We start from the raw sequence: 19,880 nt of genomic DNA on the forward strand, positions 1-19,880 counted from the left end.
GATCTGCGCCATGCGCCTTCGTATTGGAGGGCGGGTACAGGGTGTTGGTTTCCGCCCCTTCGTCTATCGCACTGCCCGGGCGTGCGATGTGACAGGTTGGGTGCGAAACGAAGGCGGTGAGGTGGAGGTGCAGGCCGAAGGCACGGAGGCGGATCTCGCGCGCTTCGCCGAAACACTGATCCATTCGGCACCGCCATTGGCGCGACCGGAGATGCTGACCCGGCAAGCGGTCACACCGGAAGCCTGTCGCACTTTCTCCATCGTCGAAAGCGGTAGTCGCGCCGATGCGCAGATCCACCTGCCGCCGGATTGTTTCCTGTGCGAGGACTGCCGGCAGGAGCTGGAAGACCCGTCGGACCGGCGTTACCGCTATCCCTTCATCAACTGCACCCAGTGTGGGCCGCGCTATACCTTGATCACAAAGCTCCCGTACGACCGCGTTCATACCACAATGGCCGGTTTCGAAATGTGCGCGGACTGCCGGCGGGAATATGAAGACCCGCTCAACCGGCGCTTTCATGCCGAACCGGTCGCCTGTCCCGTCTGCGGTCCGAAGCTGCAGTTTCACGCAGGAGGAGGTGGTGTGATTGACGATGCGCCGGCGGCCCTGGGCGCGGCGGAAGAGGCCTTGCGCCGCGGGCTCGTCGTTGCGGTCAAGGGTGTAGGTGGATATCACCTCCTGTGCGATGCCTCCAACAACGAGGCGGTTCGGCGGCTGCGCGTCAACAAGCACAGGCCACACAAGCCCCTGGCAGTCATGTTTCCCATGACCGGTGAGGATGGTCTTGAGGCGCTGCGGGCGGAAGTGAAGCTCACATCGATCCATGGGCAACTGCTGCGCGATCCCACTCGATCCATCGTACTGGTGCCGCTGCGCGAAGACAGTTCCCTGTCTGCCGCCCTGGCGCCGGGCCTGGACGAAATCGGTGTCTTTCTTCCCTACAGTCCGCTGCATCATCTCCTGCTTGCCGATCTGGGTCGGCCTTTGGTCGCCACTTCCGGCAATGTCAGCGGTGAGCCTGTCATCACCGACAGGATCGAGGCGGAGCAACGCCTCGACAATGTGGTCGACGCCTTTTTGCATCACGACCGGCCGATTGAGCGCCCGGCGGACGATCCGGTGTTCCGCGTTGTCGCCGGCCACGGCCGGCCCATGCGCCACGGACGCGGCAGTGCGCCAGTGGAGCTGAGCTTGCCGTTCCGCCTGGAGAAGCCCCTGCTTGCAGTCGGCGGCCATATGAAGAACAGCGTTGCCCTCGCGTGGGGCGATCGCATCGTGCTGTCGCCCCACATCGGCGATCTCGATGCACCGCGCAGCCTGGCCGTTTTCGAGCAGGTGGTCGAAGACCTGCAATCCCTTTATGGCGTGCGCGCAAGTGCCCTGGTGTGCGATGCCCATCCCGGCTACGCGAGTACGCGCTGGGCGCAGCGCCAGGGCCTGCCGGTCCAGTCCGTCTGGCATCACCAGGCCCATGCCTCCGCCATTGCTGGCGAGTTTGGTGAAGAAGAGGGCTGGCTGGTGTTCGCGTGGGACGGGGTCGGACTGGGTCCCGACGGTACCCTTTGGGGTGGTGATGCCCTCCGGGGCAGGCCCGGGGAGTGGCAACACGCGGCCCGGCTGCGCCCGTTTCGTTTGCCCGGCGGCGACAAGGCCGCGCGTGAACCCTGGCGCAGCGCCCTGGCGCTTTGTTGGGAGGCTGGTGGTGAGTGGTCCGGCGCGCCGGCGCAGACGGAGTTGCTGCGCAGCGCGTGGGAGCAAGGCGCGAACACCGCGATCACGAGCGCCGCCGGACGACTGTTCGATGCCGCCGCCGCCCTGACCGGCCTGTGCAGCAACGCAAGTTACGAAGGCCAGGGGCCTATGCAACTGGAAGCAGCATGTGAAGATATCGGTGGTGCAATCGAGTTGCCGCTGGAAAGGAACGACGACGGTGTCTGGCAATCCGACTGGGCGCCGCTGGTGACCATGTTGCGGGATGACACTTCCAGCGTCGCCGAGCGTGCCGGTCGTTTCCATGCCAGTCTTGCCCGTGCCCTGTGCGACCAGGCCAGGGCGATACGAAACGAGCATGGCGACTTCGCCGTCGGGCTGTCCGGCGGCGTGTTCCAGAATCGTATCCTTGCCGAGGCCGCCATGGCCATGCTCCAGCAGGCAGGTTTCCGCGCCTATCTGCCGCAGCGCGTGCCGTGCAACGACGGCGGCCTGTGTTATGGTCAGATCATCGAGGCGGGAAGAAAATCGTGAGCGGGACCACGCCCATGGAAGACAAATATATCTCCCTTGCCCATGGTAATGGCGGGCGCTACATGCGCGAACTCATCGCCAAGGTATTCGCGCGCCATCTTGCCAATCCCGTGCTCGATACCGGTGCCGACGCGGTTGCCCTGCCGTTGATCGATGGCGATGTCATGGTTACCACCGACGGCTTCACCGTGCAGCCACTGGAGTTTCCCGGCGGCGACATCGGTTCCCTGGCCGTACATGGCACGGTCAACGATCTCGCCGTGGCCGGGGCGGCACCGAAATACCTGACCCTCAACGCCTTTATCGAGGAAGGGCTGGAGGTGGCCCTGCTCGAGCGTATCGTCGCCAGTATTGCCCGCGCCGCGAGGGCATGCGAGGTGAGCGTCGTCGCCGGCGATACCAAGGTAGTCCGGCGCGGCGAGGGCAGTGGCCTGTATCTTGCGACCACCGGTGTGGGTATACGCGACGGCTGGGTACGCATTGGCATGGACCGAATCGAAGCCGGCGATCGCGTCCTGGTCAGCGGCCCCGTGGGTGATCATGGCATAGCCGTCATGCTCGCGCGTGAGCAATTCGGCCTGAAGGGCGATCTGCAATCCGATGCGGCCAGCGTCTATCCGTTGACGAAAGCGCTGCTTGAACTGCCGGGACTGCATTTCATGCGTGATCCCACCCGCGGTGGCATCGCATCGGTGGCTCATGAAATCCGCCAGGCAACGGGCATGGGCCTGCGCCTGCAGCAGGCGTCGGTTCCGGTGCAGGAAGCCGTGCGATCCGTGTGTGAGATGCTGGGATACGATCCGTTCTATCTCGCGTGCGAGGGGCGCGTGGTCGCCGTGGTGTCGCCGGACGATGCCGACGCCGCGCTGGACCGGTGGCACCGGCTGCCGCACGGAAAGGAAGCCGCCATCATCGGCAGTGTCGATGCGGGAACGCAACATGTCGTTCTCGAAACCGAGCTTGGCGGCGAGCGTATTCTCGAGGAACTGGAAGATGATCCATTGCCGCGAATCTGTTGATTCGGGGTGGGCAAGACCTGTAGCCGGGAGGACATGGCATGCACCAGAAAAGGCTCGTGGTTTGTTTGGTCGGAGGCTTGATTGCGGGAGCGCGGCCTGTCTTATCGGCGGACATGTGCTGTTCGGTTTTCAGGGAGTCAGGCCGACGGAAATCGCGGGGACATTCGGCAATCGCCTGCTTCTGGGATTCGTGATTGCGTCAAGCGGCTGGCGCATTCACTATCTTCTCCAAGGCGCGATACTTGGTCTGATCGTTTCGCTTTCGGTTGCCGTTGGTTTCCTGCCCGATCGAGCCCCGGACTTCGTGGCGTATGTCGGTGCTGGAATCGCTTACGGATTGTTCATCGAATGGCTTTCGACGAAGGCATTCGCCGCACCGATGCGAGAGGTGTGAGAATTCGCTGACGTCGAACAGAATTGGATACATCGGGAGGCGCACATCATGAAAAGACGTACCGTGTTGGGTGGCTTGGCGCTGGCCATTGCGTCAGTAGGTGGCGGGATGGCTGTTGTCCTGAACCGTTTTGCAAAGGCGGCGCCGTCCGGGAGCCCGGCGAAATATCCCGTGACTACGGCTGCCATGCAGGAACGCTACGTGGATGAAGTGCGGGCATTCCACAAATATTCCGCATACTCGCACCAGGCCATCGAGGAGGGCTACCCCAACATCGCCTACCTGTTTACTTCCTTGGCGGTTTCCGAATCGGTTCATGCCCGAAACTTCAAGGACCTCCTCCATGGCTTTGGCGTTCAGCCAGGACCTGTTACCGATATGGGCATGAGGGTGTCCAAGACAAAGAACAACCTGAAAGAGGCGACCACCGTCGAGGCGGATGAAATCAATCACAAGTATCCCGCGATCGTGAAGGAGATCAGCGCGGAAAACAATCAAAAGGCCATAGAGGTTACGACCTGGGCATGGAAGGCGGAGGAACAGCATCGCAAACTCATCGTGCAGATGCAGGAGAACGTGGTGAAGTGGTGGGGCATTGTCTCCTCGCGTATCGAGGAGAAACCGGTGAACTATTACGTATGCCAGGTATGTGGATCCACGCTGATCAAGGTTCCGAAGGACAAGTGCCCGATCTGCGACAGCCCGGCGTCGTCATACAAGGAAATCCCGCCACCCCCGGGCTATACCACGGAGAAGAAATAGGGCGTCGCCGGCCCTGTGCCGGCAGCCCGGCATCCGGTCCGGTTGTCTGGGGCGCCCGGAGGCGGGCAATCCATCCGCATTTTGAAAAACCTCGATTACCGGGCAATATCTGGCAGGAGCCATTGCGGTGGTGTGCTGCAGGGCTTTTCGCGATTTCGGCGAAGACCGGTTCTTTTTGAACAAAACAACGGGTATTTATGCAAACACAACCTGAATTTCTGACCCTGCGTCGGCATCTGGAACAGCGCATCGTCGGCCAGTCGCGTCTGCTGGACCGGCTCATGGTCGCGCTGCTCAGCGGGGGTCATATCCTGCTCGAGGGTCCGCCGGGCCTGGCCAAGACGACGGCGGTGAAGGCGCTGGCCGGCGGGGTGCACGCGCGCTTCCAGCGCATCCAGTTCACGCCTGACCTCATGCCCGCGGACATTACCGGCAGCGATGTGTTCAATCCCAAGACGGGGGACTTTCGATTCGCCCCCGGACCCCTGTTCAACGAGATTGTTCTGGCCGATGAGATCAACCGTGCCCCGCCCAAGGTCCAGTCGGCCCTGCTCGAGGCCATGGAAGAGCACCAGGTGACCATCGGTGGTCAGTCCCATGCCTTGCCCGATCTGTTCATCGTCATGGCAACACAGAACCCCCTGGAGCAGTCCGGAACCTACCCCTTGCCCGAGGCACAGCTGGATCGTTTCCTTCTTCACGTCGTGATCGATTATCCGGACGAGGAGGAGGAGTTGCGCATTCTCGACCTGGATCGTGGAATGCACTTCGGTGAAGACAAGACCGATAACAACACCCGCCTGAGTCCGGCGACGGTGCTGAGTGCCCGGCGCGAAGTGGCGGAGATCCATATCGAAGAGACGCTGGAGCGCTATGCCGTCAGTATCGTGGCCGCAACCCGCGACCCGGGCAAGTGGTTGCCGGACTGGCACGACGCGATTCGCTTCGGTGCCTCGCCGCGCGCGACCCTGGCCATGGTGCGCGCCGCCAGCGCCCATGCGTATCTGCGGGGCAGGGAGTACGTCATTCCCGACGACGTAATCGAAGTGGCGGGCGACGTATTGCGCCATCGCATCATTCCCAGTTTCGCCGCACGCGCGAAACAGCTCAGCAGCGATGATTTGATCAAGGGTATTCTCAAAGCCATCCCCGTCCCCTGAGCACCATGTTCCGGTCTCTCATTCAAAGAGTTTCGCGCCACTACCAGCGTCTGCTTCGGGCAGAATCAGGTGCGACCCGGGCACCGTTGCTCGACGAGGCGGCCCTGCATGAGCTGGAGCTGTACGCCCGGTCGCTTCCATCGTCCTTGCTGGAATTCCGGCGCCATGCCTCACATCCCCTGATTGGCGAGACACCGTCGCTGTACCGCGGGCGCGGCCTGGAATTCGAGGAGAACCGTGCCTATCAGGCCGGCGACGAGTCGCGTCTGGTGAACTGGCGACTGTACGCACGCACTGGAGAGCTCTACACCAAAGTCTTTGCCGAGGAGCGCCGGCCGCAGGTCTTTGTTGTGCTGGACCGGCGCCCCCCCATGCGTTTCGCCACGCGCGGGCAACTGAAAGTGGAACTTGCGGCCCGGCTTGGCATTTGCCACGCACACCAGGCGCAACAGCAGGCCCTTGCCGTGGGCGGTCTGGTAATGAATCAGGAACCGCAATGGTTCACACCTGCCATCGGCGAGGTGTCGCTGCAAGGCCTGATCCAGGCCATGGCAGCGCCGTGTCCGCCATTGGCCTTTGAACAGGCACAGCCGGATCTGGCCGAGCAGCTGCAGCAGGTACTGCATCGCCTGCCGGCCGGTAGTTTCGTGCTTCTGCTCAGCGACTTCGCTGACCTCGATCCGGACTCTGCCACCTCGCTGTTGCATCATCTGGCCGAGCTGCACACGGTGCGGGCAATCCAGGTCCTGGACCCGGTGGAGACACAGTTTCCGGAGAGTGGAGTCTTCCTGATCGAAGACAGGGCCTCGACCCAGCCACTTCGTATCGACGGGCATGATGTCGTGCAACAAGACCTGTACACGAAGATCTTTGCGGATCGCCAGGTGGCTCTGGCTGCCTGTTTTCGGGAATCCGGTATACCGTTCCGCACCTGTATGACGCGGGACGACGTGGAAACCTGCCTGGGAAACGAAGATGGCAATTCCCCCGTCCATTGAAACCAAATGGGTGGACATCGTTCCACCGCTTGCACCCGCAAGCCCGGCAGACCCTTATCTGTTTGCCCCGCTTGCCGTCTTATTCGTCGCCTTGATCACCGTAGGGATTTATCTGTACCTGCGACCAAGGCAGCGGGCGAGGCGCGCACTTCGTCGCCTGTACCGGGACCTGCGACAGTCACGGGTAGAAGCAAAGGCCGCATGTTTTCAGGTTCGGGAGTGTCTGCGCTCCCCTGCCTGGACGCATGGCAACGATGCCGGATGGCAGGCCTATCTGGATCGCTTGAGCCAGTACTGTTTTTCGGCCGAAGCGCCTGACCCCGCGGAGGCCGATGCCGTCATCGCCCAGGCTCTCGCCTGGCTGGACCAGAAGGTGGCGGCAAGCTGATGTGGCAGTCAGCAAACGAATTCCTGCGTACCATCCATTTCCTCCATCCGGGCTGGCTGTGGGCCCTGCCGTTGTCGTTCGTCGTCTTCGCCTACCTGATGTATCGAAACCAGCTGCGCCCACTCGCACGTGTACCGCAGTTCACCGCCAGTAATCCCTGGCGCCATCCACGGCTGGGAATCCTGCGCCAATTGCACGCACGCGCGGCGCAACGGCAAATGGCGCGCGGTGCGTTCTTTCGTTGGGTTGGCTATGGCGTGCTGCTGACGTGTGTCCACCTGGCCCTGGCCCAGCCCTATCGGCTCGGCCGGCAATTGCCGACACCGCCGGAATACCGCGATACGGTCTTTGTCATCGATACCTCCATCAGCATGGAGTTGCGTGACTACCTGGTCCGGAACGAGCGCGTTGACCGGATGACGATCCTGAAGAGTGCGCTTACGCACTTCATTGAGCAGCTCAAGGGAAATCGCATTAGCTTGATTGTTTATTCCGAACACCCCTACACGCTGGTGCCCTTTACCGCCGATTATGCCTTGCTCAAGACCCAGGTGCGGCGCCTGCGGCCCGCGGTGCTGACCGGTCGAACCACGGACGTAAGCAGGGCCTTGTTGTACACCTTGCAGCAACTGCAGCGAACAGGTACCGACCGGCCGGGACCAAAACCGGTAGTGGTGCTGATCACCGATGTCGACCGGACCTACCGCGACACGGATCCGCGCGCCGTCGCCGCCTATCTGCACCAGCAGGGATACCGCCTGCATACCATCGGCATCGGCGCTTCCAGCTACGCCGCCCGGGAAAAGAATGTCCATGGTCTGATCTACCAGCCGGCCAATTTCGCGTTGCTGCAGGCCATAGCCAAACGTGGTGGCGGCCGGTTCTATCGGGCGGACAATGCCAGCAGCCTTGCCTCGGCGATCCGTGCCATCCAGTCGGCGGAACGCCGGCCGGAAAAGGCCGAACCCCGCTTCGTCACGATCCCCTTGTACGCGTGGCCACTGCTGGCCGGCCTAGTCTGGATCATGGGCCTGCAACTGGGCGCCACGGTGCGGAGGCGTCCATGACGGACATCCTGTCACATCTCGCATGGCGCGAACCGTACTTCCTGTGGCTGGCGCTCTACCCGTGGGCCCACTGGGCGGTACGCGCCTTGCTCGATCGGCCTGGTGGAGCCTATGCCGATGCGCAACTGGTACCGTGGGCGCGGGCCCAAGCTCGCGGCCGGCTGGCGCCGCGGCGCATCTGGCGCCACACGGCATTCGCAATGGCGTGGCTACTGCTCGCCCTGGCTGCCGCAGGACCGAGGGTCGCCCTCACGGACTACGGCAAGAACCGGGAAAACGACACGCAGCTGATGGTGGTGGTTGATCTTTCGAAGTCGATGACGGCGCGCGACATCGCGCCCAGCCGGCTGGAGCGCGCCCGGGTGGAACTGGACGACCTGCTGGCACGGGAGGAGCGGCTCCGGATCGGCCTGGTGGTGTATGCCGCGCGGCCGCATCTGATGACGCCGCCGACGGAAGACAGACAGGTGTTGCGTCGCGATCTGCAGCTGCTGCGCTATGGCTTGTTGCCGACCGAAGGATCGAACCTGCAGGACGCAATCGAGTTTGCGTCGCGGCAGTTTGTCCCGGGCCAATCCGCGCGCGCCGTACTGCTGCTGACTGATGGGGAGACACCGGACAACGGCGCCTCCGCCGATGCGCGGCTATACGATTCGGTCACGGGTCTGGCACAGCAGGGAATCAGGCTGTACGCGCTCGGTGTGGGGACGTCCGAAGGCGCGCCACTCCAGGGGCCGGACGGAGGGTGGCTGCAGTATCGGGGACGAGCGGTCGTGTCGACGCTGCACCAAGACCGGTTGCGCAGGATCGCGCAGCTGGGTAACGGGCACTACGCACCCGTGTCGGACACCGATGCCGATTGGCGGACGCTTTACGATGGCGGTATCCGCTACCTGCACGTCGGCAAACCCGGTCGCCACGGTGAGCAGTCGATCGAATGGCGCGAATACTTTGGCTGGTGTCTCGTGCCCGGCATCCTGCTCTTGTTGGTAGCCGGGATGGAGCCGCGCCGCGTTTCCCCGGTACTGGCTCTACTCCCATGGCTGGCACTGGCCACTGCGGTCATGATGTTGCATCCGCTTGCCGCCCAGGCGGCGCCATCGAACTGGCAGCAGCGCGCCTATAAGGCCTACCGGAATCAATCCTGGGATGAGGCGAAACAGGACTATGCGCGGGTGGCTGGCTACGCGGGCCGCATGGGGGAGGGCAGCAGTGCCTATCACCTTGGCCGGTACGCGGAAGCGGCGGGGCTTTTCACCCAGGCCATCCTGGATGCGGACAGCGATCGCCAGCGCGCACGAGCGATCTTCAACCTTGCCAACTGCCGCTATCGCCTGGCGGATTTCGCCGCGGCGCTTGCGCTCTATCGCGAGTCACTGCGCTACCAGCCGGACAATCGCGCGGCGCGGACGAACCTTGGATTTGCCCAGGCCATGGCCAAAAGGCACCGCCACATCGGCAGGAAGGAAGGTGGCGGAAGGCAGGGCCGGGGTCCGCGTTCGGTAAGGCCGGCACCGGGTGCGGACCTGGGCAACGGCTACGTGGCATTCGAAAAGGGCGAAAAGCCCAAGTCGCCAGCGATCTCTTCGCCCCCTTCCACTCCGCTACCCGGGTCGGACCTGGTGGAACAGGGGATTTATCATTCCCGGCTCGCGGTCCGGAAGGTGACCGAGTACAAGGACCCCTTGTGGCGCTACGCCCCCACGACGCCGGAGCGCATCGCGTTGCAGGCCAAGTCGCTCAAGGTCCAAGAGCAGACGTTGTGGAAACGGATCTTCGAAGCGGAAGAGGGATTTCCCGCGCCGCTTGAAACACCCGAGCCGTTGCCGGACACGCCGCCATGGTAGGTCGCGCTTCCCTCATCCTGGCGCTGTCGGCTGCCTTGTTGGTGCCGGTCGTGGGCACGTGCGCACCGCCGTCGTTCCGGCTCGCGGTCCAGTCCACGGACCTGGAATATGGAAAGCCGATTCGCGTCGAAGTGACTGCGCGCGATCTGCCTGCCGATCTGGCTTCGCTGGATCTTACGCCGCTGGATTCGGAATTCGTTGTCGAGACGCCGAACGACGTAGTGCGAAACGGCCAAAGCAGACTGCAGACCTGGCGCGTCCGACTGTATCCGCGCAAACCTGGCAAATTGCAGATCCCGTCACTGACCTTTCATGGCAGGAAAACCCGACCACTGACCGTGGAGGTGAAACCGGCCGTCGACCAGGCGGACAAGTCGCCGATGAAGGTAAGTACCCAGCTTGGCGATACGAATGTCTGGCTCAATCAAGCCGTGCATGTCACCGTTCAGGTCGATAGCGACAGCCGCTATGCCTGGCTCCAAAGCCCGGCCGCTCACCAGGATGATGTCGAGATCGTGGCCGAACCTCCTGTACGCCATACGGAAACGCACGATGGCCAGGCGCGTACGCAACACCGCATCGGTTGGGTACTGTACCCGCAAACGACGGGTACCATCTCCATTCAGTTGCCGCGTATCGAATACTACCGGGAAGGCGTGGTAACCCGCCGGTTTTATCCGCCCAGACTGGTCCTGCATGTTCGCGCCTTGCCGCCCTTTGTTCCGCCGACCATGCCCATCGGCCGCATGCAGCTCGATGTATCCGTTCCGCATGCCTTGCTTCTGGTGAAAAACAAACTGGATTTTTTCACCCTGCGGATCCACGGCCAGGGTCCGCCCGGGCAGAGGCCGTCGGGCGTGTTGCGCCAGTTGAAGAGCAGTTCCGACATCACGATCTATCCCGCACGCGACCTGGCGGGGACAGGCGCCGTGCACGAAGGCAGGGAACAGGAAGTGGCATATCAGGTGCCGTTTGCGCCGCAGTCCATGGGACGGGTCTCCCTGCCCAGGGTGCGCCTGCAGTATTTCGACCCGGACACGGGAAAGATCGAGACGCAGATCCAGCCCCTGGGGCGGTTCATCGTGCTCGATCAGTGGATGGTGTACGCGGGCGTGATTATCCTTGTGCTGCTTGCAGCCTGGTTCGGCGGTTTCGCCTACCGCTATGGCAAACGGCAGCTTCGTTTGTACACCGCATACCGCAAGGCCAAGTGGGCCTTCGAGCACGCAAGCACGCCCCAGGAAATGCGTTCAGGACTGATGGAAATCGCTCGTGGAGAATGCTGGCCCGGGAACCTCACTCTGGCCGCCTGGCAAGTTCAATGGTCGAGGTGCTATCCGCAACTTTCGTCTGTTTCCGCCACCATTGAGCGGCTGCAGGCATGGCTGTATGGCCGGGCCGAAACGAATCTTCAGGACATTAGGTCTGCCCTGATCGACGTTTGCCAGCGGCGGGTTCCGCTATTGAGGATGCATGCGTTCTCGCAGCGTTGATCCGATCGGGAGCCGAACTCCCCCCGGACTGCGGGGATGTTCACTATCGGATCATTAGCGGCTGTCCGAAGTCCCTGACGGCGAATTCTTGTTCTGCCAGACCGGCGAGTTCCCGTTCCTTCGCCAGCAACTCAATAGGTTCGTCGATATCTTCCGCGGATTGCTGGAAGGTTCCGAAGTGCATGGCCAGCGACTGACGCGATTGCAGATCGATATGGGCCTGGACCGCCTGCTTCGGATCGATGTGCACGAAACCCATAAAGCCGCGCGGACTGTAGGCGCCTATGGGAAGTAGCGAAAGATCCATGGGGCCGAAGCGATCGAAGGTTTGTTTGTAGTGATCCGCATAGCCGCTGTCACCGGCGAAATAGATCTTGCGGCCACCGATTTCGAGCACGAAGCCTCCCCAAAGCGTAGAGAACCGGTCCGTAAGCGTCCTGCCGGAGAAGTGCTGCACCGGTGTGAATGATACGAAGAAGTGGTTGCCCACCTCGGTGCGTTCCCACCAGTCGAACTCCGTAACCTTGTCCATGGAATCCAGTCGCCGGCCCGCGCCCAGACCCAGGCAGATGCGGGGGTCGTCGCGTTGTACAAGCCTGCGGATGGTCGGCAGGTCCAGGTGGTCGTAGTGATCGTGGCTGACGATTATGGCGTCGATCTTCGGCAGATCGTCGAAGCCGATGCCGGGCTTGCGCACACGCCGGGGGCCGATGCGTGAGAATGGTCCGGCCCGGTCCGAATAGATGGGGTCCGTGATGATGTTGTAGCCTGCGGTCTGGACGAGAACGGTGGAATGGTTGATGAGGGTTGCCCGTATTTCCCTTCCCTCAACCCGAGCTGGCGGTGCCGGGCCATGGTCGGTCTCGACCCAGTCCGGCCACAAAGCCCAGGGCGTGTTCCTGCGCATTTTCAGGAACGACCACAGATTGGTGGTCATCTTTCTGTCGTTGTGAAACCGGCCATCTCGAAAGTGCGCGGACCGCATCCTTTCGTCTTTGTAGGATGTACGGCGGAGCCCGAAGCCGGCGAGCAGGGAAGCGAGCACTGTGTGCCTCAGACCGGAGTAGACAAGACTGGCTGCCGCTCGAGCATTCCTGACAGCAGCCCCTCGATCCGGTGCACGAGTCCCGGCAAGGCGGCGCGGATCGTCGGGCTCAGGTCTTCGCCGGCATGACTGGCGTCGATCTCGATTCCGCAGACATAGCAGCGGTCAGGCAGTTCGCCCAGGGCGCGGGCGAGATCGAGCGCCGCCGCGACACCGAAGCCATGGGACGATGTCGTAGATGAATCGCCGTCGATCCGGTGCGCGGCGATGCAATGCAGCGAACCCGGTGTTTGTCCCGTCCGCATTGCGTCGATGAGGATCACGGTGTCCGCATTCTGCCAGTGCGACAGGAGTGCCGATCCCGGACGGTCGAGGACAAGGATTTCAATTTGCCCGGCGGCAGATTGGAGCGCCGGCGCTGCCCGTAGCATTTCCGCTGCAAGCCAGCCGAGACGGTCATCGCCGAAGGGAGAACCAATGCCGATGATCCTGATTCGCGCGCCCACGGTTCACGTTCTCCGTACGCGCAGGTCGAGAAAATGGGTGGCGCAGGAAATACACGGATCGTAGTTGCGTATGGCCATCTCGCCCCGTTGGCGCAGGGTATCGTTGTCCCGGTCCAGGCCGAAGGCCTGCAGGCTCAGGCGCAGATCTTCCTCGATGCGGGCCTGGTTCTGGCTCGTCGGAGGGACGATGCGCGCTGCGGTGACAAGACCCTTGGAGTCGAGGTCGTAACGATGCCAAAGGATGCCCCGCGGTGCCTCGGTGCAGCCGTAGCCGGTGCCGGCCTTCGTGTGTACCTCCACCGCCGGCGTGGTCGTCTCCTCATACGATTCCAGTATCGCGATCGCCTCGTGCACGGCCAGCAGGATCTCCACGGCCCGGGCGACAACGCTGTGGTACATGTTGTGGCTCGGGAACCGGATGCCGGTCTCCTCCAGCACCGTTCGCACCGCATGTGGCAGGCGGTCGAGATTGAGGTTCAGGCGCGCCAGTGGCCCGACGAGATAGGGTTCGCCTTCGAGCAGACTGTGCAGGGCAGTGGAATGGGGTTCCTGGTGCTCGGCAAAATGGGTTTCGTATTCGTCAACGGCGATATCGAGGCCGGCACTGGAAACGATGCGTCCCTCGTTCATGGGGTATTCATTTTCGTGGCGCAGGGCCACGGTCGTGAAAACCTGTTCTACCTGCGGCAGATCGAATCCCGCGGTCCAGCGCACAAGCTCCCCGGCATCGGAAAGCGCAGCGCGCAGCTTGTTCAACAGTTCCTCGGCTTGTACGCGGCCTGGCGCGTGATGGAATCCGCCGACGCACACGCCCACGGGATGGACCGAGCGCGCCCCCAGCAGGTGAATGATGTCATTGCCCAAACCCTGGAGCCCAAGGCCGCGCCGGACCTCGTCCGGGTATTTGCGCGCCATTTCGGTCACGCTGGCAAAGCCGAGAAAATCCGGCGCCGCCAGCATATGGATGTGCAGCGCATGGCTCTGCAACCATTCGCCGCAATACAGCAAGCGCCGCATGGTCCGTACCCACGGGCCCGGATCGATACCGAATACGCCCTCGATCGCATGCACCGCGCTCATCTGGTATGCCACCGGGCAAATGCCGCAGATGCGCGCCACCATGTCCGGCACTTCGGTGTACTCGCGCCCCTCGAGGAATTTTTCGAACATGCGCGGCGGCTCAAAGATGTGCAACTTGAGGTGCTCGATCCGGCCGTCGCGAATGTCCAGCTCCAGGGAGCCTTCACCCTCGACCCGCGCGAGTACCGGAAGCTTGATGGGGATGTTGCGCTCTTCGCTCATTTGTCCTTGCCCTGGCCTGCCTCGGTGAAAGGCGGCGCTCCGCTGTTGATGAAGTGAAAGCGCCGCGCAATGGCATCAGGCATGAGACCGAGACCCTCGAAACGCCGTGACAGGGATTCGGTATTCGCGTTCTCCCCCGGACCGAAGCAGGCATAGCAGTCGCGCCCGAAACGCGGACACAGGGCGCCGCACCCGGTGCGGGTAACCGGTCCCAGGCATGGAAGGCCGCGGGTAACCATGACGCACACCGCCTGTTCGCGCTTGCACTCCAGGCATACCTTGTCCTGTTCAAAAGCGGGTGCGACACCGGATAGCAGATCGCGAATGGCGGCCAGCACCTGGCGCCGGTCCACGGGACATCCCCATAACTCGAGGTCCACCTTCACATGGGCGGCAATGGGTGTGGAGGTGGACAGGCTACGGATGTAGTCGGGTTTTGCGTAGATGGATGTCACCCATTCGTCGGCATCGGCGAAGTTGCGTAGGGCCTGCAGACCTCCACTGGTGGCGCAGGCGCCGATGGTGATCAGGTAATGGCTGTGTTCGCGAATCGCGCGTATGCGCTCGAGGTCGTCGGGTGCCGAGATGCTGCCCTCAACGAAGGCGATGTCCACCTCGGCGTCGGTGGCGACCGGTCCCGCTTCGACGAAATGCACGATATCGACCAGCTCGCTCAAGGTGAGCAGGTCCTCGCCCATGCCCAGGAAGGCGAGCTGGCAGCCGTCGCAGGAAGCGAACTTGTGTACCGCGATTTTCGGTTTGTCTGCCATCAGAACCCCCGGACTCCGAACAAGGGTTTGACCTGCGTGTAACTGAACACTGGCCCGTCCTTGCACACGAATTGGCCACCGCGCTGACAGTGGCCGCACAGGCCCATCGCGCACTTCATGCTGCGTTCCATGCTGAGAAACAGATTGTCCTCTCCCATGCCGCGCGCGTGAAGCTGTTCGATGGCAGCCCTCATCATCCCCTCGGGTCCGCACATCATGGCCACGGCAGTCGAAAAATCCATCTCTACCCGATCGAAGAGGTCGGTGACGTGGCCCACATGCCAGGGCCACAGGGCGGCGCCCTCGTCCGCCGCCACCAGCACCTGGGTCTCGGGTAGTCCACTCCAGTGGGTGTACTGGCTGCGCCAGATGAGATCGTCCGAGTGTTTTACCCCCTGCATGATGACCAGGCGGCGAAACTGCTCGCGCCGCCGCATGACATAGTTGATTACCGACACCACGGGCGCGCAGCCGAGTCCACCGGTAACGATCATCACGTCGCGGTCCTCGGCGAGCTCCAGGGGCCAGCCGCGGCCATAGGGTCCACGTATGCCGAGCCGATCTCCGGCCTCCAGTTGTGCCAGTCCCTTGGTCACGCGGCCGACGGCGCGGATGGTGTGATCAAAAAGGTGTACGTCCTCCGGATCGGAGACGATGGAGATGGGAACCTCGCCCACGCCATACAGGTAGAGCATGTTGAACTGGCCCGGGGCGAAACTGTAGGCCGCATGTTGCTCCGGGTCGGTGAAGCGCAGGCGCAGGGTGAAGATGGTGGGCGATTCCTGAATGCGTTCCACGACCTCTGCCTCCAGCGGACGGTGCGGGTTGGTCATGATCCGTTCTCTCCGCAGATGGCCGCTACCTCTTCGGTGATGTCGATGCCGACGGGACACCAGCTGATGCAGCGGCCGCATCCTACACAACCACTGCGGCCGTACTGGTCATGCCAACTGCCGAGCTTGTGCGTCAGCCACTGGCGATAGCGCTTGGGTGTGTCGTCGCGCAGGGTGATACCGTGGATGTGGCTGTGGCCGGCCGTGAAGCAGGAATCCCACTCGCGCACGTGTTCGCTTTGGGATCCGTCAAGGGAGGCATCGTCCAGCTCACTGTGACAGAAACAGGTGGGGCAAACCGAGGTGCAGTTGCCGCAGGAAAGGCATCTTTCGGCGACATCGTCCCAACGGGGGTGGGAAAGATTGGCGAACAGCGCATCGCGAAGCGTGCGTGACGGCAGGGCCCGGGTTTGCTGTTGAGCCGCCTGTTCGATCTCCCGCTCGGCGGCATCCCGTTGCGCATCGCTCGCCGGCGACAAGGCAAGTTTCGCCGCAATGGCGGCGCCACGTTCACTTCCTTCCTGCAAAAGATAGCCGTCGTCCAGCTCGTTCAGGGCGAGATCGAATCCCTGTTCGGCGCGGGGCCCGTCGCCGGTGGAGGCGCAGAAACAGGTATCCGCCGGATGGGAACAATGCACGGCCACAAGGAACAGGTTTTCACGCCGGGCGCCGTAGTGAGGGTCGGCGAACGGTCCCTCAAGAAAATGCCGGTCCTGTAGTCGCAGGGCAGCAAGATCGCAGGCGCGGACACCGATTACGGCCAGGGGTGTGGACGATACCGGCGTATCGACGAAGCGGATCGTGTTGTCCGGTTCCCGCTCAGCGCGCCACAGGATTTCCTGCGGCGCGAACAGAAAGGGCTTGAGGGCCTGGGGCCCGGTGGCCCAGCTGAAATGGCGTGGGCCCGCATCTATTTCGATGCGATAGGAGCCGGGCGCCTGCCGGTCACGCACGCCCTGCGGCAGTTGCGATGTGTCGCCAAGCTCGTCGTACACGATGGCGTTGTCACGCAGCTGCGGGCCGACGCAACGATAGCCGGCCTCACGCAGCGCATCGAGGAGTGTCTGCAATCCGGCTCGTGGGAGAAACCCGGTGCCCATACTCGCCTCGCCTGGTTCGTGGACAAATTCATTAGAACATATCTCCCCCGGCTGTCGTAGGGACGTCAGCCCCAAAAAGTCGACGGAGCGCAAATGCCGAATTCCGCGGATGACATTCCGGGAGCGTTGGGTTTTGCCGGACAAACGGGCCACCGCCGTCACGGCGACTCGGGTAGATTAGGCCCTGGTGGGGACGACATGGCTTGTCCGCGCCGTGATTGACACTTTCCCGTCACCCGGTGGAGGAACAGGCAGAATGAACAAGACACTTATAATAAAGATCGTGGAGTCGGTGGGGTATTCCCTCGGTCCGGCATTGATTGCGCTGAACATCCTGGATTTCAGGTATGCCCGGCACTCCCACTTCTACTACTACAAGAGCGGAGCCGAGTGGGGTATCGCGATCGGTGTGTTGCTGATCGGACTGGCCTATATCGCCAAGAGGTGGCGCAACTGAAGGATTCGGAGGTTGTTCGCGGGCGGCCCGGGATGCTAAAAGAGGGTACGCATTCCCGGGAGTAAAAGGATGAGACTCTCCGTCTGGTCTGCCGCGCTGGTTCTGTCGCTGCTGCTCACCCCCTCGGTCCAAGCCGCGCGGCCGGACGAAATCGTCACCTTCGATGATGGCCTGCAGGCCGCGGCCTTCTATCCACCGGGATACGGCAGGGACGGCGCAGGCCACAAGTGGCCCACCATTCTGTTTTCCCACGGGTTCGGCGGCAGCGCCCTGTCACAGAACGAATTACTGCGAAAGCTTTCCAGGCTCGGGGTCCTGGCGCTGGCGGTGGAGCACAACGATCCGGTCACGCTGAAACGGATTCCGCCGAAGAAGCGTGACAGCAACTGGAAATACTTTCAGTTCCTGCGCCGCCACCCGTTCACTGAAAAGACCTACGGCTACCGACCGCCCGAGTTTGACCATTTTGTCAGGGACGCCGTCGCCCGCTTCCCGGTGGACACACACAAGGTGATTTTCGCCGGCCACTCCATGGGCGGTTACACCATATTCAATGCCGTGAAATCCTCACCGGTGAAGCCGATAGCATTGATCGCCTATTCCACGGGCGAGGAGACCTACAAGACGGGTCGCCAGTACTTCACATCCGGACAACTGGCTGCCCTACATATGCCTTTGCTGATCACCTACGGCGAGAAAGAACCGGATGCCAAGAAAGGACCGTATGCGGACCAGATCCGCCGCTACTATGGTGGATCCAGTGAGGAAATTATGATCAAGGGCGGAGGCCACCTTTGCTATGTCGACGCGGAACTATGGTGGAAGCAGAAAAAGCGGCACGAACTGATTCAGGCCGTGTTTGCGCGAACCCGGTCCTGGCTCGCGGAAGTTCTCAAGGATCCCGGGATCGCAACTCGCTAGCAGGTTCCCCGCTGGTCACCGGGCAAAGTGACCTCGCGTCCCTCCTGTCATGAGCTCATTGAATTGGAGCCCACTGAGGTGTACCAGCGCTTCGTGATCGCCGGCCTCGAAATACACTTCGTCTTCGTCGAGCAGGGAATCGTCGACAATGCTCTCCAGGTCATAGGCCGCGGCCAGCGCCGGCACGGCGCCGGGTTGGCAGTCGGCAAAAATCGCGTAGACATCGTTCTCGACCGCGAGTCCCACCTGCCGGCCGAGGTCACGGTGGAGTTTTCCGAGATCCACCCGGCGAGTTGAGGGAACGATTGCGAGCAGATAGCCTTCCTTGTCCTCGAGCAGCACGGATTTTGCCACCTGCCGGCCGGAGACGTGCGCAAGCTCCGCCGCCCGCGCCGACGACATCGCGCGTGGATGCTCAACCAGATCGAAGGGTATATGGTGCGAAACAAGATACTGCTCAATGGCACGTGCGATGGTCATGGCACACCTCCTGGCGGTATCGGTCGCCGCTCGCGGGTAGTGACGGGCAGGAAATGGTAAGCCCGCAAGCAACGGAAACACAACGATATCCGTATAAACTTTCTGCTTTCCGCGGGGCCGCAATACACGACGCAGGTCAATCTACATCCCCGGTGCCATCAGGTAGACTAGGGAAATTGCGCAGAGACTGGAGCAAGGCAATGAAGCCGGTGACAATACCCGCCCATTCCATAAGCCGGATTTTCCTGGCCTTTGCGATTGTGAGCCTGGCGTCTTGCGGAAAGTCCTGGGATAACGGCGATTCCATCTCCCTTTCCGGAACCGTGGAGGCGCGGGAGGCGGACCTTTCATTTCAGGTTGGTGGACGCATCGCTACTATCGATGCCGACGAAGGGGCCGCCGTAAAGGCGGGCGATCTCGTTGCCACACTGGATGACACTGACTACAAGTTGGCCTACAAGCGCGCCGGGGCCGAGAATACCGCGGCTGCCGCTGCCGTCACCCAGGCGAAGGCGCATCTGAAATACACCCGCGCCGATCTGGAGCGCATTACCCAGCTCGCGCAAAAGAATCTGGTTTCACCGGATCAGCTCGACCAGGCGAAACTCCAGAACGAAAATGCCGCTGCCGATCTGGATCGTGCCGTGGCGCAGGTGGCGGTGGCGCGCGCGGCCCTGGCGACGGCGAAACGGCAACTGGACTACGTGCGCATGAGCGCACCCAATGCCGGAATGATCAGCGTACGTATGGCCGAAGTTGGAGAAGTGGTACCGGCGGGCAAGACCGTGGTGCGGCTGGCGGAAACCGCCCGACCCTGGATACGCGCCTATATCAACGAAGCCGATCTCGCGCGAGTTCGAGTGGGACAAAAGGCGAAGGTGAAGGTGGACGGCCTGCCGGGGAAGGTCTTCACGGGACGCCTGAGTTTTATTTCTCCAAAGGCGGAGTTCACGCCAAAAACGGTGGAGACCCATGCCCTGCGCGTTGATCTCGTCTATCGCATTCGCGTGGAAGTGGACAATCCGGACGGCGTCCTCAAAATCGGAATGCCGGCGGATATCACGCTGCAGGCGGCGCCGACATCGTGACTACG

At 62.3% G+C, this 19,880-nt stretch carries 20 protein-coding genes; 13 read left to right on the forward strand and 7 right to left on the reverse strand.

The features are described 5' to 3' along the window. Positions 1-10 precede the first annotated feature (10 nt). The 10 genes from hypF (at position 11) to P8X48_00170 (ending at position 11,373) form a co-directional block, all read left to right on the forward strand. Positions 11-2,245 carry a carbamoyltransferase HypF gene (gene hypF / locus P8X48_00125; protein ID MEJ2105716.1) on the forward strand — a complete coding sequence of 745 codons (2,235 nt, stop codon included), beginning with the start codon at positions 11-13 and terminating at the stop codon, positions 2,243-2,245. Then, on the forward strand, positions 2,242-3,264 hold the full coding sequence (gene hypE, locus P8X48_00130; GenBank protein ID MEJ2105717.1) for a hydrogenase expression/formation protein HypE: 1,023 nt from the start codon (positions 2,242-2,244) through the stop codon (positions 3,262-3,264). Before hypF ends, hypE begins: the two co-directional genes overlap by 4 nt. Further along, the gene (locus P8X48_00135; GenBank protein MEJ2105718.1) at positions 3,239-3,658 is read left to right on the forward strand and encodes a hypothetical protein; all 420 of its coding nucleotides are present in this window, start codon (positions 3,239-3,241) and stop codon (positions 3,656-3,658) included. Before hypE ends, P8X48_00135 begins: the two co-directional genes overlap by 26 nt. Positions 3,659-3,706: 48 nt before the next feature. Beyond that, positions 3,707-4,420 (forward strand): ferritin family protein, encoded by a 714-nt coding sequence (locus P8X48_00140; GenBank protein ID MEJ2105719.1) that lies wholly within the window; start codon positions 3,707-3,709, stop codon positions 4,418-4,420. Positions 4,421-4,617: 197 nt separating this feature from the next. Then, positions 4,618-5,580 (forward strand): MoxR family ATPase, encoded by a 963-nt coding sequence (locus P8X48_00145; protein ID MEJ2105720.1) that lies wholly within the window; start codon positions 4,618-4,620, stop codon positions 5,578-5,580. Between the two features lie 5 nt (positions 5,581-5,585). Continuing rightward, a complete protein-coding gene (locus tag P8X48_00150; protein MEJ2105721.1) occupies positions 5,586-6,578 on the forward strand; it encodes a DUF58 domain-containing protein in 993 nt (330 codons plus the stop codon). Then, positions 6,556-6,966, forward strand: coding sequence for a hypothetical protein (locus tag P8X48_00155; GenBank protein MEJ2105722.1), 411 nt, complete (start codon positions 6,556-6,558; stop codon positions 6,964-6,966). The genes P8X48_00150 and P8X48_00155 overlap by 23 nt, the downstream gene beginning before the upstream one ends. Next, complete coding sequence (locus tag P8X48_00160) at positions 6,966-8,033, forward strand: VWA domain-containing protein (GenBank protein ID MEJ2105723.1); 1,068 nt, start codon at positions 6,966-6,968, stop codon at positions 8,031-8,033. The genes P8X48_00155 and P8X48_00160 overlap by 1 nt, the downstream gene beginning before the upstream one ends. Beyond that, a complete protein-coding gene (locus P8X48_00165; GenBank protein MEJ2105724.1) occupies positions 8,030-9,880 on the forward strand; it encodes a VWA domain-containing protein in 1,851 nt (616 codons plus the stop codon). Before P8X48_00160 ends, P8X48_00165 begins: the two co-directional genes overlap by 4 nt. Then, entirely contained in the window at positions 9,874-11,373 is a 1,500-nt protein-coding gene (locus P8X48_00170; protein MEJ2105725.1) for a BatD family protein, read from the forward strand. The genes P8X48_00165 and P8X48_00170 overlap by 7 nt, the downstream gene beginning before the upstream one ends. A gap of 43 nt (positions 11,374-11,416) precedes the next feature. Here the strand turns inward: P8X48_00170 and P8X48_00175 are convergent, their stop codons facing one another. The 6 genes from P8X48_00175 to P8X48_00200 all read right to left on the reverse strand — a co-directional run bounded on the left by P8X48_00175 (position 11,417) and on the right by P8X48_00200 (position 16,899). Further along, complete coding sequence (locus P8X48_00175; GenBank protein MEJ2105726.1) at positions 11,417-12,310, reverse strand: MBL fold metallo-hydrolase; 894 nt, start codon at positions 12,308-12,310, stop codon at positions 11,417-11,419. A gap of 116 nt (positions 12,311-12,426) precedes the next feature. Further along, complete coding sequence (locus tag P8X48_00180) at positions 12,427-12,924, reverse strand: hydrogenase maturation protease (protein ID MEJ2105727.1); 498 nt, start codon at positions 12,922-12,924, stop codon at positions 12,427-12,429. Between the two features lie 3 nt (positions 12,925-12,927). Further along, complete coding sequence (locus tag P8X48_00185; protein MEJ2105728.1) at positions 12,928-14,226, reverse strand: Ni/Fe hydrogenase subunit alpha; 1,299 nt, start codon at positions 14,224-14,226, stop codon at positions 12,928-12,930. Next, positions 14,223-14,996 (reverse strand): hypothetical protein, encoded by a 774-nt coding sequence (locus P8X48_00190; GenBank protein ID MEJ2105729.1) that lies wholly within the window; start codon positions 14,994-14,996, stop codon positions 14,223-14,225. Before P8X48_00190 ends, P8X48_00185 begins: the two co-directional genes overlap by 4 nt. Further along, positions 14,996-15,829, reverse strand: a complete 834-nt coding sequence (locus P8X48_00195; protein MEJ2105730.1) for an FAD/NAD(P)-binding protein — start codon at positions 15,827-15,829, stop codon at positions 14,996-14,998. Before P8X48_00195 ends, P8X48_00190 begins: the two co-directional genes overlap by 1 nt. Further along, entirely contained in the window at positions 15,826-16,899 is a 1,074-nt protein-coding gene (locus tag P8X48_00200) for a 4Fe-4S dicluster domain-containing protein (protein MEJ2105731.1), read from the reverse strand. Before P8X48_00200 ends, P8X48_00195 begins: the two co-directional genes overlap by 4 nt. Positions 16,900-17,185: 286 nt before the next feature. Between P8X48_00200 and P8X48_00205 the strand changes: the two genes are divergently transcribed. Together P8X48_00205 and P8X48_00210 are read left to right on the forward strand one after the other, a co-directional pair. Next, on the forward strand, positions 17,186-17,386 hold the full coding sequence (locus tag P8X48_00205; GenBank protein MEJ2105732.1) for a hypothetical protein: 201 nt from the start codon (positions 17,186-17,188) through the stop codon (positions 17,384-17,386). A gap of 69 nt (positions 17,387-17,455) precedes the next feature. Continuing rightward, positions 17,456-18,307 carry a hypothetical protein gene (locus P8X48_00210; protein ID MEJ2105733.1) on the forward strand — a complete coding sequence of 284 codons (852 nt, stop codon included), beginning with the start codon at positions 17,456-17,458 and terminating at the stop codon, positions 18,305-18,307. Between the two features lie 15 nt (positions 18,308-18,322). On the opposite strand, the gene P8X48_00215 is transcribed toward P8X48_00210, so the two are convergent. Beyond that, positions 18,323-18,787: a YbaK/EbsC family protein gene (locus tag P8X48_00215; GenBank protein ID MEJ2105734.1), complete on the reverse strand. Its 465-nt coding sequence runs from the start codon at positions 18,785-18,787 to the stop codon at positions 18,323-18,325. A 200-nt stretch (positions 18,788-18,987) separates the two neighbouring features. Here P8X48_00215 and P8X48_00220 point away from each other — a divergent pair, with 200 nt between their 5' ends. Next, on the forward strand, positions 18,988-19,875 hold the full coding sequence (locus P8X48_00220; GenBank protein ID MEJ2105735.1) for an efflux RND transporter periplasmic adaptor subunit: 888 nt from the start codon (positions 18,988-18,990) through the stop codon (positions 19,873-19,875). Positions 19,876-19,880 lie beyond the last annotated feature (5 nt).

Source organism: Acidiferrobacteraceae bacterium, from assembly GCA_037388825.1.
Taxonomy (GTDB): domain Bacteria; phylum Pseudomonadota; class Gammaproteobacteria; order Acidiferrobacterales; family JAJDNE01; genus JARRJV01.